Origin of the sequence: Microbacterium sp. NPDC090225, assembly GCF_044772365.1 — a bacterium.
GTDB lineage: Bacteria > Actinomycetota > Actinomycetes > Actinomycetales > Microbacteriaceae > Microbacterium.
This window is the reverse complement of sequence record NZ_JBIVYS010000001.1, coordinates 1,462,892-1,477,930: the sequence shown is the minus strand read 5'-3', so window position 1 is coordinate 1,477,930 and position 15,039 is coordinate 1,462,892. Positions and strand designations below refer to the sequence as shown.

General features: G+C 70.1%; 12 protein-coding genes. 7 read left to right on the top strand and 5 right to left on the bottom strand.

The window, feature by feature from the left end:
* Positions 1 to 197 precede the first annotated feature (197 nt).
* The 4 genes from ACIQTT_RS07070 to ACIQTT_RS07055 are packed head-to-tail and all read right to left on the bottom strand — an operon-like array spanning position 198 to position 2,543.
* Positions 198 to 602: a VOC family protein gene (locus tag ACIQTT_RS07070; RefSeq protein WP_402787951.1), complete on the bottom strand. Its 405-nt coding sequence runs from the start codon at positions 600 to 602 to the stop codon at positions 198 to 200.
* Positions 602 to 811 carry a hypothetical protein gene (locus ACIQTT_RS07065; protein ID WP_402787948.1) on the bottom strand — a complete coding sequence of 70 codons (210 nt, stop codon included), beginning with the start codon at positions 809 to 811 and terminating at the stop codon, positions 602 to 604. Before ACIQTT_RS07065 ends, ACIQTT_RS07070 begins: the two co-directional genes overlap by 1 nt.
* Positions 812 to 826: 15 nt before the next feature.
* Entirely contained in the window at positions 827 to 1,786 is a 960-nt protein-coding gene (locus ACIQTT_RS07060) for a DNA-3-methyladenine glycosylase family protein (protein ID WP_402787945.1), read from the bottom strand.
* 46 nt (positions 1,787 to 1,832) lie between these two features.
* The gene (locus ACIQTT_RS07055) at positions 1,833 to 2,543 is read right to left on the bottom strand and encodes a winged helix-turn-helix domain-containing protein (protein ID WP_402787942.1); all 711 of its coding nucleotides are present in this window, start codon (positions 2,541 to 2,543) and stop codon (positions 1,833 to 1,835) included.
* Between the two features lie 326 nt (positions 2,544 to 2,869).
* Between ACIQTT_RS07055 and ACIQTT_RS07050 the strand changes: the two genes are divergently transcribed.
* From ACIQTT_RS07050 to ACIQTT_RS07030, 5 genes are all read left to right on the top strand, one after another.
* Positions 2,870 to 3,178, top strand: a complete 309-nt coding sequence (locus ACIQTT_RS07050) for a GNAT family N-acetyltransferase (RefSeq protein ID WP_402787939.1) — start codon at positions 2,870 to 2,872, stop codon at positions 3,176 to 3,178.
* Between the two features lie 52 nt (positions 3,179 to 3,230).
* Entirely contained in the window at positions 3,231 to 3,695 is a 465-nt protein-coding gene (locus ACIQTT_RS07045; protein ID WP_400441089.1) for a DIP1984 family protein, read from the top strand.
* A 326-nt stretch (positions 3,696 to 4,021) separates the two neighbouring features.
* Entirely contained in the window at positions 4,022 to 5,467 is a 1,446-nt protein-coding gene (locus ACIQTT_RS07040) for an MFS transporter (protein WP_402787936.1), read from the top strand.
* 120 nt (positions 5,468 to 5,587) lie between these two features.
* The gene (locus tag ACIQTT_RS07035; RefSeq protein WP_402787933.1) at positions 5,588 to 6,757 is read left to right on the top strand and encodes an exonuclease SbcCD subunit D; all 1,170 of its coding nucleotides are present in this window, start codon (positions 5,588 to 5,590) and stop codon (positions 6,755 to 6,757) included.
* Positions 6,758 to 9,871 carry an AAA family ATPase gene (locus ACIQTT_RS07030; RefSeq protein WP_402787930.1) on the top strand — a complete coding sequence of 1,038 codons (3,114 nt, stop codon included), beginning with the start codon at positions 6,758 to 6,760 and terminating at the stop codon, positions 9,869 to 9,871. It abuts the gene before it with no gap.
* 62 nt (positions 9,872 to 9,933) lie between these two features.
* Here ACIQTT_RS07030 and ACIQTT_RS07025 read toward each other — a convergent pair whose 3' ends face one another.
* A complete protein-coding gene (locus ACIQTT_RS07025) occupies positions 9,934 to 10,491 on the bottom strand; it encodes a nucleoside phosphorylase (protein ID WP_402787927.1) in 558 nt (185 codons plus the stop codon).
* 114 nt (positions 10,492 to 10,605) lie between these two features.
* Between ACIQTT_RS07025 and nadE the strand changes: the two genes are divergently transcribed.
* Complete coding sequence (gene nadE, locus ACIQTT_RS07020) at positions 10,606 to 11,424, top strand: ammonia-dependent NAD(+) synthetase (RefSeq protein ID WP_402787924.1); 819 nt, start codon at positions 10,606 to 10,608, stop codon at positions 11,422 to 11,424.
* A 70-nt stretch (positions 11,425 to 11,494) separates the two neighbouring features.
* Entirely contained in the window at positions 11,495 to 15,034 is a 3,540-nt protein-coding gene (locus ACIQTT_RS07015) for a TM0106 family RecB-like putative nuclease (protein WP_402787921.1), read from the top strand.
* Positions 15,035 to 15,039 lie beyond the last annotated feature (5 nt).

Genomic DNA, 15,039 nt, shown 5'->3' with positions numbered 1-15,039 from the left:
GCGGGGCAGGGGACAGCGGATGCGGTCACACGGCGCGCGCCGGAGGGTACGACTCGTAGCGGTCGTGGCGCTTCTGCGGAAGCGCTGCGACCGCGGCGATGGGCTGATTCCGCAGGGCGGTCATCTGTCGTCTCCTCGGCTGAGTGCTGCGCCCGTCGGCACAGCCTTGCCAACGTAGGGGGTCGACGGGCGAGGTGTCAAGCGTCGCGCGGCGGGTTGTGCATGAACTCGATGCGGATGCCGCCGTCGTCCTCGACGAACGACGCGTAATAGCGCTCGGTGAAGCGCGGGTACTCCTTGGGCGCACGCACGGGCGTCCAGCCGGCTGTGACGGCGATGGCGTGCAATCGCTCGACCTCGTCGCGGGAGTCGACGGCGAAGGCGAGGTGCTGCCAGCCGACGCGTCCGTGGCGGTGCGGTTCGGGGTCGTCGTCGCGCGGCGCCATGAGGATCAGCTCGGTCTCGTCATCCTTGTTCCAGGAGAGCGAGTGATCGTCGCCGTACCCGATCGCGAAGCCGAGCGCGGCGAGCACCGGGGCGAACTGGGCGCGCCCGCGCTCGAGATCGGCGACCGTGATGCCGAGATGATCGAGGAGGGGCATCAGAGCTCGATGCCGTGGTCCTCGTCATTGACGCCGGCGTTGTGCCCGCGCCGCGACTCGTAGCCGAGGAACCACCCGATCCACACGATGGCGGCGAGCAGCACGCCGAGCCAGACGTTCTGGAAGATCAGGCCGATCACGACGCCCAGCACCAGCAGGCCGATTGTGACGATCAGGCGGAGCGCGAGTCGACGACGAGACGGGTTCATGGTCACAGCCTAGGGCTAGCGGGCGCGGTGGTCCTCGGGGGCGAGGCGCGGGCCCCGGCGCGGCTCCTGCACGCCGCTGGCATGGATGAGACGGAGCACCCGCTGGCGATGTCCCGTCCATGGGGCGAGGAGTGCGAGCATCCCGTCGTCGTCGGTGCGTCGGCCGGTCAGCGCGTAGCCGACCTGGTGGGCCAGGTGGTAATCGCCGACGCTCACCGCATCCGGGTCGCCGAGCGCGCGGATGCGAGTCTCGGCCGAGGTCCAGAGACCGACGCCCGGCAGGCTGGTGAGCACGCGGTCGCGGTCGACGCCGGTCTCGGCGGCGCGTGCGGCGCGTTCGATGCTGTCACCGCGCTGGGCCGCACGCACGATGGTCTTCGACTGCGGGGGCTCGACGCCGGCGCGCTGCCAGATCCAGGAGGGGATCGTGCGCCACACCGAGTGCGGGGGAGCGGCGTGCATCGGGCGGGGAGTCGGGCCGGGTGCGCGCTCGCCGTGGCGTGCGACGAGGAAACGCCATGCGCCGAAGGCCTGCATGCCCGTGACCTTCTGCTCGATGATCGCGCAGGCGAGCGCGTCGAACACCTCGTCGGTGCGCGTGAGCCGCAGGCCGGGGTGACGGTGGGCGGCATCGGCGATCAGCGGATGCTGCGCCGGATCGAAGCCCTCGGCGTCGTCGTCGGCCCCGCAGAGCCGGGGGACCCGGTCGAGAGCATCGCCGGCTCCCGGGCCCCAGGCGGTCGCCCGCACCTCTCCCGAGGAGGCGCGGAGTGCGATCGTCGCGATGCCGGAGGGGGTGCGCAGCGCGCGCCAGATCACACCGCCGTCGATGACGGTCGTCGGATCGTTCCGCCCGCGGCGCAGCATGCCGACGGTCCGCAGCAGATCCAGGGGGTGGCCCGGTCGGTACACGAGCTCGAGCGGAGGGCCGGAACGCGCGGCCTCGGCCGCACCGGCATCCGCTGTCATCGTCATGCGCCCACCCTACGTCGGGCGTCCGACAGAGTGGCGGGCCTGCGGGTCAGAAGCGGTCGGGCGAGGGAGTGCCGTGTCCGTAGCGGATGACGACGTCGGCGTGGCGATCGAAGCGGTAGCCGATGCCGCGCACGGTGCGGACGATGTCCTCGTAGCGGCCGAGCTTGGCGCGCAGGCGGCGCACGTGCACGTCGATCGTGCGCTCGCCGGGAGTCTCGTCGTCCTGGGCCTGCCACAGAGCCGAGACCAGCTCGGAGCGTTCGATCGTGCGGCCCTCACGGAGCACGAGGTACTGCAGCAGCTCGAACTCCTTGTAGGTGAACGCGGCGGACTCGCCGTCGATGAGCACGCGCTTGCGCGAGATGTCGACGGTCACGCCGCCCTCTTCGTCGACGGCGTCGTCCTCCGCCGCGGCCTTGGTGCGGGCGATCGCACCGGGCTCGTGCAGGGCGAGGCGCACCACGTCGAGGTCCTTGCCGCCGGAACCGTGCGGCGCGAGGGCCACCGTGGCGTGCGTCTCGGCGCCGGGCGCGAGCTCGGCGAGGGTGCGGCGGAGGGCGTCGACGAGCAGCGGAAGGGTCACGCCGGCCTCGGCGGCCTTGATCTCGTCGAGACCGACGTACAGGGCGAAGCCGCGCGGCGAACGGGCGGCGGGAAGGTCGGCGGCGGTGTTCAACGGTGCGTCTGCCTCGGTGCGTGCGGGAACGGTGCGCAGCGGGGCGGTGGCGGGACGCTCGAGAAGTGCGATGTTCGACATGATGATGAAGTCCTCAGGACGTGAGCCGATGGGCTCTGATGCGTTGCATGAATGACCGGGGCGAGCCGGGAAACGAGCAAAGGGTGGATGCTCGGGGACCCCTGCCTCGGAGATCGCGAGGGACGGGGTCGGGCGGGTGGCTGTTCGTTCAGCTGCACATTCGGCAACACATGCCAACGCGACCGGGCATCATCATCCCGGCAGTCCCGTTCGCCTCCTGGGCGGACAAAGGGCGTGCGTTGGTGGTCATGGGGGGATTATGTCCGATCGTGTCGGCCCGTGTCAAAACGACCACACGATCGCGCGGCGGGCGTAACGTGGTTCCGATGACGAAATCGACGCTCGCCTCCGGCTTCATCCTCACCGACGAGAAGGACGCCTCCCGCTACACGCTGACCCGAGACGGACAGCTCGTGAGCGTGCTCGACTACCGTGACGACGGAAGCACCATCGCCCTCACCCGGGCCTTCACGATCCCGTCTTTCCGCGGGCACGGGTACGCGGGGACGGTTGTCGAGGGCGCGATCGCCGAGATCGAGGAGCGCGGAGACCGCAAGGTCGACGCGGTGTGCTGGTACGTCGCCGACTGGTTCTCGGCGCACCCCGAGAAGGCCTCGCTGCTGCGCGCGCGATGACCGTGTCGTCCGTGACGTTGTGTTACGACGTCGATTTGGAAGGATGGGACGCATGAAACTCGCCGAGGCACTCACCGCACGGGCCGATCTGCAGCGACGGATCGAGCAGCTCCGTGCACGGATCACCGCGAACGCCCGCTTCCAGGAGGGCGAGGAACCGTCCGAGGACGCGAACGCGCTTCTCGTCGATGCCGAGGCGGATCTCGCACGGCTTCGCGACCTGATCCGCCGGATCAACGCCACGAACGCTCGACTCGATCTGGGGGCGGACGGCACGATGACCGACGCGCTCGCGACGCGGGACGTGCTGCGGCTCCGGCATTCACTGCTGGCGGATGCCGCGGCATCGGCGTCCGGCAACACGCAGTTCCCCAGGCAGATGCGCTCGGAGCTGCGACAGATCTCGGCGCTCCCCGTGGCGGAGCTGCGGGCGAACGCGGATCGGGTCGCGCAGGAACTGCGCGAGCTCGACAACCGGATCCAGCAGGCGAACTGGACGAACGATCTGGAGGAGTAGCGGAAGTCGGTAGTCACGACGAGGCGGGCACAACCCCCGCCGGGAGGGGCAAGTCCCGGCACCTGTGGGCGGAGGGCAGCCCTGATCTCGCATCGCGCAGCCCCGCACGCCGCACAGGTGATCGCGCACCGCGCATCTCGCATCACCGCGTGCCGATCGTCGTGACGAGGGTGGGTCAGGGGACCTTCCGCTTACGAACCTCTCGATCGACTTGTTATAGTCGAGCTCTGCTCAGCCCCGTCGGCTGAGGTGGTCAGGCGCCCGCGGCGCGCTGGTCCGAGGCTCGAAACCTCCGGCATCCTTCACCAGACACCGGAGGTTTTTCCATGTCGTCATCCCTGCGCGCCCGCCCTCAGACCCGATGGTGGGCGCTCGTCGTCCTCTCGTTGACCCAACTGGTCGTCGTCCTCGACGGCACCATCGTCAACATCGCCCTGCCCCGTGCTCAGGCAGCTCTCGATCTCAGCGACGTGCAGCGCCAGTGGGTCGTGACGGCCTATGCCCTCGCCTTCGGAGCGCTCCTGCTCCTGGGCGGCCGGATCGCCGATTTCATCGGACGCAAGCGGGCGTTCCTGATCGGAATGCTCGGCTTCGGAGCCGCCTCCGTCTACGGCGGTCTCGCTCAGCAGGGCTGGGAGCTGGTCCTCGCGCGAGGCCTGGAGGGCGTGTTCGCCGCCCTCCTCGCGCCGGCGGCCCTGGCGTTGTTGACCGTGACGTTCCCGACTGGACGGGAGCGCAACACCGCCTTCGCCGTGTTCGGCACGGTCGCCGGCACCGGCGCGGCCATCGGCATGCTGCTCGGCGGCGTCCTGACCGAATTCGCCGACTGGCGTTGGTGCCTGCTCGTCAACCTCGTCTTCGTCGTGATCGGCGTGGCCGGTGGGGCGATCGTGCTGACCGAGAGCGCGGCTGAGGGCAGCAAGCGCCTCGACATCGCGGGTGCCTTGAGCGTCACCCTCGGACTCGGGTCCCTCGTCTACGGGTTCAGCCTCGCCGAGGGCGGGTGGGCGCAGCCCCTGACGATCGGCTTCCTCGTGCTCGGCGGCGTGCTCCTCGGACTCTTCGTCTGGGTCGAGAGTCGGGTCGCGCACCCGCTGCTCCCGTTGCGTGTGGTCGCCGACCGCGTGCGCGGCGGCGCGTTCCTCATCCAGGGTGTCGCCGGCGCGATCATGATCGGCGCGACCGTGTACCTGACGTTCCACCTGCAGTTCGTTCTCGGCATGGGAGCGCTCCAGGCCGGGCTCGCGAGCCTCCCGCTCCCGATCGCGACCATGGTGCTCGCGCCGATCGCGACCAAGCTGTTGCCCGTGATCGGCCCGCGCCCGATGCTCGTGGTCGGGCCGCTGATCGCTGCGGTCGGCCTGTTCACGCTCTCGGGAATCACACCGGACGGTGCGTACGTCGTTCAGATCGCCCCGGCGCTGGTGCTGCTGGGGATCGGGATGGGCTTCGTGTTCATCCCTCTGCAGAACCTGGCGCTCTCGGGGGTCGCGCCGCACGACGCCGGGGTGGCGTCGGCGGTCGCGAACTCGGCGATGCAGATCGGCGGGTCGATCGGGTTGTCGGTGTTCACGGCGGTCTACGCGGCCGCGGTCGGTGGACACGCGCAGACGGAGGTCGGTCCGGAGCGGCTCACGGATGCCTACGGCTGGACGTTCATCGCCGCATCGGTCTTCATGGTCGCCGCCTCGGTGATCGCGGCGACCATGGTTCGCGGATCGAAGAGCGAGCTGCTGCCGTCGCTCGGAGAGGCCGTCCCCTCCGCGCACTGAGCGGAGCCGGTCGCCCATCGGGCGGCGGATCGACGATCGGCCCCGTCGATCCGCCGCCGGGGAACGGCTGCTGCGGCACGCCTCGGACGGAATGTCGGTGGCCCTTCGTACCGTGTGATTATGCGCATCCTGCACACCTCCGACTGGCACATCGGCCGCACCTTCCATGGCAACTCGACCATGGACGCGCTGGCCGAGGTGCTCGGAGCGCTCACGGCGCAGGTGAGTGAGCACGCGGTCGACGTCGTGGTCGTGGCGGGCGATGTCTTCGACTCCGCGACGCCATCGGGTCCCGCCTACACCCTGCTCGGCGATGCGCTGGTCGCGCTGCACGACACGGGGGCGAGCGTCGTCGTGACGAGCGGCAACCACGACTCGGCGGCCCGACTCGGTTTCCAGGCCCGGCTGCTGCGCGAGGGCATCCACGTGCTCACCGATCCGCTGGCGATCGGCACGCCGGTGACGATTCACGATGTCGACGGTCCGGTGAACTTCTTCGGGATCCCGTACCTCGAGCCCGCGATCGTGCGCCAGCACTGGCCCGAGGGCGATGCCGAGGGGCGCCAGCTGCGCACCCAGGCGCAGACGATGGCGCACGCCATGGACCTCGTCCGTACGGGCATGGCGCAGCACGAGGGGCGCTCGGTCGCGATCGCCCACTGCTTCGCCGCCGGAGTCGATGCGACGACGGGGCTCGAGCGGGAGGTGCGCCAGGGCGGACTCGACGTCGTGCCGCTCGAGGTGTTCGACGGCCCCGATTACGTCGCTCTCGGGCACATCCACGGCCGCAACCGCCTGAGCGACCGCGTGCGCTATGCCGGAGCGCCGCTGCACTACAGCTTCGGCGAGCAGAGCAAGCCGCGCGGTTCCTGGCTCGTCGAGATCGGAGAGAGCGGGCTCGCCAGTGTCGAGTGGCTCGACCTCCCGGTTCCGCGCCGGCTCGTCACTCTGACGGGCACCCTCGACGAGATCCTCTCCGACGACAACGTCGCGGCTCACGCCGAGGATTGGGTGTGCGCGACCTACACCGACGCGCTTCCGCAGACCGAGCCGATGCGCCGCCTCCGCGAGCGCTTTCCGTTCTGCGCACTGGTGCAGCACATGCCGGCGACGACGGTCGAGAGCGGTGAGGGGTCGTACGCGGCGCGTCTGCGCGAGGCCGTGAGCGACGACGAACGCATCGCCGCCTTCCTCGAGCACGTGCGCGAGGGGCACGGTCCCACGACGCGCGAGCTCGAACTCATTCGAGAGGTGCTCGACGACCGGGTGCGCGCAGAGGCGCTCGTCTAGATGCGCCTGCACCGGCTGGAGGCCGAAGGATTCGGCCCGTTCCGCGCGCGCCAGGTCGTCGACTTCGACGCATTCGCCGACGACGGGATCTTCTTGATCGCCGGTCGCACCGGCGCGGGCAAGTCGAGCATTCTCGACGCCGTGTGCTTCGGGCTGTACGGGGGAGTGCCGCGCTACGAGGGCGGTGAGAAACGGCTGCGCAGCGATTACTGCGAGCCCGACGACATCTCCGAGGTCTCGATCGAGTTCAGCACACCGGTCGGTCGCTACCGGGTCACGCGCTCGCCCGAGTATCTTCGCCCGGCCAAGCGCGGAGGCGGTCTGACCAAACAGGCACCGGCGGTGGCTCTCGAGGAGCACACGGAGTCGGGATGGGTCGGACGAGCGGCGCGCGCCGTCGATGTCGCACATGAACTCGACGAGATCCTGCAGCTGAGCCGCGAGCAGTTCCTGCAGGTGATCCTTCTCGCCCAGAACCGGTTCTCGGAGTTCCTGCTCGCGAACAGCAAGGATCGACAGGCGCTCCTGCGGAGGCTCTTCGGTACCGAGCGCTTCGACGACGTCCAGTCGCGCTTCGACGAGCGGCGTCGAGCGTCGGAGCGCGCACTCGACCTGCGTCTGGCGACGATCGGAGCGCGGCTCGACGAGGCCGAGGCGCTCGTCGATCGAGAGGGGCTGGGCGCGGATGAGCACGCGCACACCGCAGAGTCCGAGGCGTCCGGAGAGTCCGCGGCGTCCGGAGACGCTGCGGCGGCGGATGAGCCGTTCGCTTCCGAGCCCGTCGGCGCTTCCGGCGGTGGGCCGACACCCGGAGCCGCGGCGTCGCGGGACGTACCCGCCGCCGACACGAGCGGACGCCTCGACGACCTTCGCCGCGCCGAGGCGCGAGCCGCGTATCGCAGCGAGCGCCGCCGTGCCGAACGCGACGATGCCGAGCGCGCACTCGCGGCGGCGGATGCCCGACTCGCCGAGGTTCGTGAGGAACGCGCGTCGCAGAGTGAACGCGACCGTTCGCGTGCCGCGCTCGCGATACTGGACGCCGAGCAGCCGCAGATCGACGAGGATCGGGTCGCGCTCGCGTCCGCGCGCAGCGCCGAGGCCCTCCGCGCAGTGATCGATGCCGCCGAACGGGCCGCACGCGCCGCAGAGTCCGCGGCGGAGTCGGCGCGGATCGCGGAGGACGAGTGGGGCGCCGTCGATGCGGGTCTCGACGCCCCCACCGTTGACCTGCTGAACGACTGGGTTGCCGAGCGTCTGAGCGAGCGCGGCGCATGGGAGCAGGCCGCTCTGCTAGAGGAGGGTTCCGCTTCCCGCAACGCGGATATCGAACGCGCGCGTGCCGCGGCGAGTGAGGCCGCCGCGCGCGTCGCCGAACTCGTGCGGGAGCAGGGCGACCTGCCCGCCGAGCTCGCCAGGGAAACCCACGCGCGTGACGAAGCGAGGCGCACCGCTGACCGTCTCGACGACCTCACCCGACGGCGCGACCAGGCGATCACCCGCGCGGAGGCCGTGCGTCGTCGCGAAGAGCTGCGGGAGCAGAGCGACGCGGCCGAGCGTGCGCTCGCGGAGGCGACCGACGAGCTGGCGACGGCTCAGACCGCGCTCGCGCTCCTGCGTCGACGGCGCCTCGACGGCTTCGCGGGAGAACTCGCCTCTACTCTCACGGCTCAGGAACCGTGCCCCGTGTGCGGGTCGCGCGAGCATCCGGCTCCCGCCGTGCACGCCGACCCGGTGTCGGCAGACGACGTCGAGGCGGCCGAGGCCGTGCGTGACCTGGCTGCTCGACGGGAACGTGCCGCCTCCGAGCATCACGTGTCGCTCCGCGAGAAGATCGCCGGAGCGGAGGCCGCCGCTGAGGGCCGTACGGCAGAGACGGCGCTGGCCGAACTCGAGGCGCTCGAGACCGAGCGGCGATCCTCGATCGAAGCGCAGAGCGCTCTCGCCACCTATGACGCCGCCATCGCAGCGATCTCCGCGCGAGCGGACGCCCTCGACGACGAGCGCGCCGCCGCGGAGGCGGCAGTGGGGGCGGCACGCGAGACGCTCGCCGCCCAGGAGCAGAGTGCCCGAGAAGCCGAGGCGCGCATCATCGAGGCACGAGGTGAATTCCCTTCGGTCGCATCGCGTATCGCGATCACCAGCGACGGCATCGCCGCTGCAACGGCGCTGGCCTCCGCGCTCCGCGACCTCGAACAGCGGGAGCTCGCTCGCGCCGAGGCCGAGACGGCTCGACGGAGCGCACTCGCCGACTCGCCCTTCGAGACGATCGATGACGCCCGCGCCGCACTGCGCTCGCCGCGCGAGTGCGACGCGCTCGAGGAGAAGATCACGCGGCACGCAGTCAGCCGCGAGAAGGAGAAGAGCATCCTCCTGCCGCTCGAGATGCGCGCGCTCCCCGACGAACCGATCGACATCGCACCGTTCGAAGCATCCGCTGCCGAGGCGCGGGCCGGATGGATCACGGCGGTTTCCGTCGCCGGTGCCGCGGCGAGCGTGCTCGAACGGCTGGGCTCGCTCATCGCCGCTGCCGCAGACGAGAACGATCGCAGTGCTGACGAATTGGCCGAGCACGCCGTGCTGCAGAATCTCGCCGATTCGATCGCCGGTCGGGGGCCGAACACGCGCAAGATGACGCTCGAGACCTTCGTGCTCGCCGCCGAGCTCGAAGAGATCGTCGAAGCGGCCAACCGTCGGCTGGGCGATATGTCCACGGGTCGCTACCAGCTCCGGCACTCCGACGCCCTCGCCGCACGCGGCGCCGCATCGGGGCTCGGCATCGTCGTCCACGACGCCTTCACCGGGCAGACGCGTCCCGCACAGTCGCTCTCGGGCGGCGAGACCTTCCTGAGTTCTCTCGCACTCGCGCTCGGACTCGCGGAGGTGGTCACGGCCCGGGCCGGCGGCATCCGTCTCGACACGCTCTTCATCGACGAGGGCTTCGGGTCTCTCGATGCCGACACCCTCGACGTCGCGATGCGCACGCTCGACGAACTGCGGCAGGGCGGTCGAACGGTCGGCGTGATCAGTCACGTCGAGGCGATGCAGGATCAGATCCCGGCGCAGCTCCGGGTGCGTGCGACGAGCGCCGGGCCCAGCGTCATCGAGACGCGCTGACGCGGCATCCGCTCAGGCGTGCAGACGCGGCATCCGCGCACATGCGCGGACGGCGGCGCCGTTCAGACGCCGTACTCCTGCCGGATGACCTCGCGCAGCTGGACGCTGCACCGGGCGATCGCCGCCCGGAAATCGACCAGCGCGCCCTCCTCGGCGCGATCCGAGATCGCGCGGAACGCCCGGATCGGCACCCCGAACTTCTCGGCGACCCAGATGTACGCGTAGGTCTCCATGTCGACGAGTCCGGCCCCGGACGGGCGGATGACCGCCGTGATGCCGGCATCGCCCACGAAGCTGTCGCCGGTCGCGATCAGCACGCCCTCGCGACCCGTCGACACGCGTGCCGGAAGGGAGACGTGCTGGCCCGCGATGCCGTCGAGATCGAACACATCGTGCTGCAGGGCGCTCCCGACCTCGTGGACGCTCGCGTCGAGATCCGGATCGATCCCGCCCGCCGTGCCGACGACGACGACCTCGTCGTAGGGCTTCGCGTCGAGCGCACGTGTGAGGGCGTACGTCGCCTGCATCTTGCCCTCGCCGGTGACGAGCTGATCGAATCCTTCGAGGTTCTCGGGGAACGCTTCGAGTTCGGATGCCATGGCGGCGACGAGAAGTTTCACCTCGCCATCCTGCCAGGTGCCGGCGGGCGACGCGAAGCCGCGCGGTATCCGCGATGCGTCATCCCTCCGTAACAGGACCGGGAGATACTGGGAGAAGGAAGAGTGGAGGAACCCGTGTCCCTGCAGAAGCAGATCTCCGATGCCCTCGGTGTTCGCGCCGAGATCGATCCCGAGTCCGAGGTCGAACGGCGGGTGCAGTTCCTCGCCGACTACCTCCGCACCACCGGCGCCCGCGGCTACGTGCTCGGGATCTCGGGTGGTCAGGACTCGACGCTCGCCGGTCGCCTCGCACAGCTCGCGGTCGAGCGCGTGCGTGCCGAAGGCGGAGAAGCCCGTTTCCTGGCCGTGCGCCTTCCGTACCGGGTGCAGCACGACGCAGCGGATGCCGAGGCGGCACTCGCCTTCATCGCCGCCGACAGCTCGGTCGAGGTCAACATCCAGAACGGCGTCGACGGCGTCGAAGAGGACATCGAGTTCGCCGTGACCAGCGACATCAGCGATTTCAACCGGGGCAACATCAAGGCCCGAGTGCGCATGGTCACGCAGTACGCGCTCGCCGGGCACGAGGGAGCCCTCGTCATCGGCACCGATCATGCCGCCGAGGCCGTGACCGGTTTCTATACGAAGTTCGGTGACGGGGCCGCCGACATCCTGCCGCTCTCCGGCCTTTCGAAGCGACAGGGGCGAGCTCTGCTGCAGTTCCTCGGCGCGCCCGACCGGCTCGCGTTCAAGGTGCCGACCGCCGACCTGCTCGACGGTCAGCCCGGCCGTGCCGACGAGGACGAGCTCGGCCTCACCTACGAGCAGATCGACGACTTCCTCGAGGGCCGCCCCGTCGACTCCGATGTCGCCGGCCGGATCGAAGCGCGCTACCTCGCGACCCAGCACAAACGTAACCTCCCCGTGACGCCCGACGACTCCTGGTGGCGCTGAACCGGGCCTCCTGAGCGGCGGCGATGTCGGATGCCGCGGCTAGTGTCGAAGCACGACGAAATGGAGCATCGTGCGGATTGACACTCAGGCGCAGCGCGTCATCTGGAGCGCCAGCGACCTCAAGGCCGCAGCCGAATGCGAGTTCGCCTGGAGCCGCGCGATCGACGCCAAGCTGGGCCGGGTTCCGGCGGTCGAGGAGCCCGAAGACGCGACGCTCGCGCGTGCGGCACTGCTCGGTGACGTCCACGAGCAGAACGTGCTCGCGCGCTACGTCGCCGAGCTCGGTGACGACGCTGTGCGCCAGATCGCGAAGGTGTCATCGACGGATGCCGCGGCGCTGAGCGCTGCGGTCGATGAGAGTCTGGCGGCCCTGCGTTCGGAGGCGGAGGTCGTCTTCCAGGCGGCGTTCGCGACCGAGGAGTTCGTGGGCTTCGCCGACTTCCTGCGTCGCGATGTCGATGGTCGGTGGCGGGTGCAGGATTCGAAGCTCGCCCGCAAGGCGCGGGTCACCGCTCTGATGCAGCTCGCGGCATATGTCGATCAGCTCGATCGGCTCGGAGTGCCGCGGGCCGACGAGGTCGACCTCATCCTCGGCGACGGCACGCTGAGTACCCACGCCGTCGACGACCTCCTGCCGCTCTTCCAGGTGCGTCGTGCCCGACTGCGCGCACTGATCGCCGACCGGAGCATCGAGGCGGGGGAAGCCGGAGATCCGCTCGCCTGGGGTGATGATCGCGGCGATCTGCAGGTCGTCGCGTGCGGCCGCTGCGCGACGTGCGAAGAGCAGGTGATCGCGCACCGCGACCTGTTGATGGTCGCGCGCATGCGACCCGTTCAGCGTGCACGGCTGCGCGAGGCGGGCATCACCACGATCGATGAGCTCGCCTCTGCGCACACCGCACCGGAAGGGATGAACGTCGACTCCTTCGCGGGACTCCGTGCGCAGGCGGCTCTGCAACTGCGCGCCGATGCCGACGGCACTCCGACGTTCGACGTGCACTACGCACCGGCGATCCACACCCTTCCCGTGCCGAGTCACGGCGATATCTTCTTCGATTTCGAGGGCGACCCGCTCTACACCGAGCCTGCTCCGATCGGGGAGTCTCACTGGGGCATCGACTACTTGTTCGGCTGGGTCGACAACGCGGATCATTACACCGCACTGTGGGCGCACACGTTCGCCGACGAACGACGGGCGTTCGAGACGTTCCTCGACTTCGTCGCGGTGCGTCGGGCCGCCCACCCCGGCATGCACATCTACCACTACGCGCCGTACGAGACCTCGCACCTGGTGGCGATGGCGGCACGGCACGGGGTCCGCGAGGGCGAGGTCGATCGTCTTCTCCGAGAGGGCGTCTTCGTCGATCTCTACCCTCTGGTGCTGCGCACGGTCCGCGTCGGTTCGCGCTCGTACTCGATCAAGAAGCTCGAGCCGCTGTACATGGGCGACGACGTGCGCACGAGCGACGTGCAGAAGGGCGACGACTCGATCGTGCAGTACGTCGCCGCGCGCGAGCTCGCGGCAGCGGGCGAGCAGAGCGAGGCCGATGCGGTGCTCGCCGATCTCGCCGACTACAACCGCTACGACTGCGTCTCGACGCGGCGTCTGCGCAACTGGCTGATCGAGATCGCCCGGCAGAAGGGTGTCAGCCCCGCCCCTCCCGACGCTGCCGACCAGGTGATCTACGAGCCGTCCCCGCGCTCGGTGGCGCTCCTCGCCGATGCGGAGCGCGCCGTCGACGCGGGCCAGGACGGCCAGGTCCACCGCATCGCCGCGGCGGCGATCGACTACTTCCCGCGCGAGGCCAAGAGCTTCTGGGTATCGCACTTCCAGCGGCTCCGCGAGCCCGTCACGATGTGGGAGGGCACGCGCGACGTGGTGCGTATCGATCCCGCCTCCTCGGTCGTGCGACGCGAATGGAGCGTCGGCGAGGGGCGTCGGGTGATGTCCCGCGACATCGAGATCCGCGGGGAGGTCTCGCCGGGAACGACGCTGGGCGTGGGGGCGCAGCCGTTCGCACTCTACGAGGCGCCGGCCCCGTTCGACGTCGACGTCCCCTCCCGTGCGGTGCACGTGCCGCACGTCGTGACGGTGGCCGAGGTTCTCGACGACGGGTTCCTCCTCACCGAGACGGCGATCCAGGGGCAGACCTGGGACGAGATCCCGCTCGCGCTGACGCCGGCCGCACCACCGCGCGTGGTGTCCCTGCAGGGCGCGATCGACGAATGGGCCGACGCCGTCCACGCCGCGGCCCCGGGGTTCCCGGAAGACCCGGCGACCGACATCCTGCGCCGGATCCCGCCGCGGACCCGCTCGGGCGCGCCGCTTCCCGCGGTGGATGCCGCCGCCGTGGATGCCGCCGCCGGGGATGCTGCTGTCGGGGGCGACCCCATCGACGCCATCGTCCGTGGGGTGCTCGACCTCAACCGCAGCTATCTCGCAGTACAGGGACCTCCCGGCACCGGCAAGACGTACACGGGCTCACGGGTGATAGCCCGGCTCGTGAACGAGCACGGGTTCAAGATCGGCGTCGTCGCGCAGTCCCACGCCATCATCGAGACGCTGCTCGCCCGTGTCGTCGCCGACGGCGTGGCGCCCGCGCAGGTCGCGAAGGCGCCGAAGGACCCCGACTCCGACCCTGCGTACACGGTGATCCCGAAGAGCGGCATGGCGGCGTTCCTCGCCGAGCACGCCGATGAAGGCGTCGTCGTCGGGGGCACCGCGTGGGACTTCAGCAACACCACCCGTGTCGAGCGTGGTGGTCTCGATCTGCTCGTGATCGACGAGGCGGGGCAGTTCTCGCTCGCCTCGACCATCGCAGTGGCGGCGGGCGCGAAGCGTCTGCTGCTCCTCGGCGACCCGCAGCAACTGCCGCAGGTCAGCCAGGGGGCGCATCCCGAACCCGTCGACACCTCGGCGCTCGGGTGGGTCATGGACGGCGACGCGGTCGTGCGCCCCGAGTACGGATACTTCCTCGCGCGCTCCTGGCGCATGCATCCGTTCGTCGCCGCACCGGTGTCGAAGCTCGCCTATGCCGGCAAGCTCGCGTCGGCTCCGGGAACGGAGAAGCGATCCGTCGACGGCATCGATCCCGGGCTCCACGTCGTGCCGCTGAGACATCGCGGCAACGCGACGCAGTCGCCCGAAGAGGCCGCCGAGGTCGTGCGCATCGTGCGCGATCTCGTCGGGCGCGCGTTCACCGACAACACCGGCACCGACAACGACGAGAACGCGACGACCCGCCCGCTCGCTCCGACCGACATCATCGTCATCACGCCGTACAACGCTCAGCGCCAGCTCGTGCACGATGCGCTCGCGGCCGCAGGCTTCGCCGATGTGCCGGTGGGAACGGTCGACAACTTCCAGGGCAAGGAAGCCGTCGTCTCGATCACGTCACTCGCCGCATCCAGCGGGCGTGACGCGCCACGGGGCCCCGAGTTCCTGCTGCTGCAGAATCGCCTGAACGTCGCGATCTCGCGCGCGCAGTGCGTGGCCTACCTGATCCACTCGCCGGCGCTGCTCGACGATCTTCCCTATACGCCCGAAGGCGTGGCGCGACTCAGCGCCTTCGCCCGACTCGTCGGAGCAGCGGAGGAGGCGCCCCGGTGAGAACC

Bases quoted from the DNA above. Each gene is read 5' to 3' on its own strand.
- ACIQTT_RS07060 (WP_402787945.1), bottom strand. From the start codon at position 1,786: ATGACGATGACAGCGGATGCCGGTGCGGCCGAGGCCGCGCGTTCCGGC.
- ACIQTT_RS07050 (WP_402787939.1), top strand. From the start codon at position 2,870: ATGACGAAATCGACGCTCGCCTCCGGCTTCATCCTCACCGACGAGAAG.
- ACIQTT_RS07055 (WP_402787942.1), bottom strand. From the start codon at position 2,543: ATGTCGAACATCGCACTTCTCGAGCGTCCCGCCACCGCCCCGCTGCGC.
- ACIQTT_RS07040 (WP_402787936.1), top strand. From the start codon at position 4,022: ATGTCGTCATCCCTGCGCGCCCGCCCTCAGACCCGATGGTGGGCGCTC.
- ACIQTT_RS07070 (WP_402787951.1), bottom strand. From the start codon at position 602: ATGCCCCTCCTCGATCATCTCGGCATCACGGTCGCCGATCTCGAGCGC.
- ACIQTT_RS07030 (WP_402787930.1), top strand. From the start codon at position 6,758: ATGCGCCTGCACCGGCTGGAGGCCGAAGGATTCGGCCCGTTCCGCGCG.
- ACIQTT_RS07035 (WP_402787933.1), top strand. From the start codon at position 5,588: ATGCGCATCCTGCACACCTCCGACTGGCACATCGGCCGCACCTTCCAT.
- ACIQTT_RS07045 (WP_400441089.1), top strand. From the start codon at position 3,231: ATGAAACTCGCCGAGGCACTCACCGCACGGGCCGATCTGCAGCGACGG.
- ACIQTT_RS07065 (WP_402787948.1), bottom strand. From the start codon at position 811: ATGAACCCGTCTCGTCGTCGACTCGCGCTCCGCCTGATCGTCACAATC.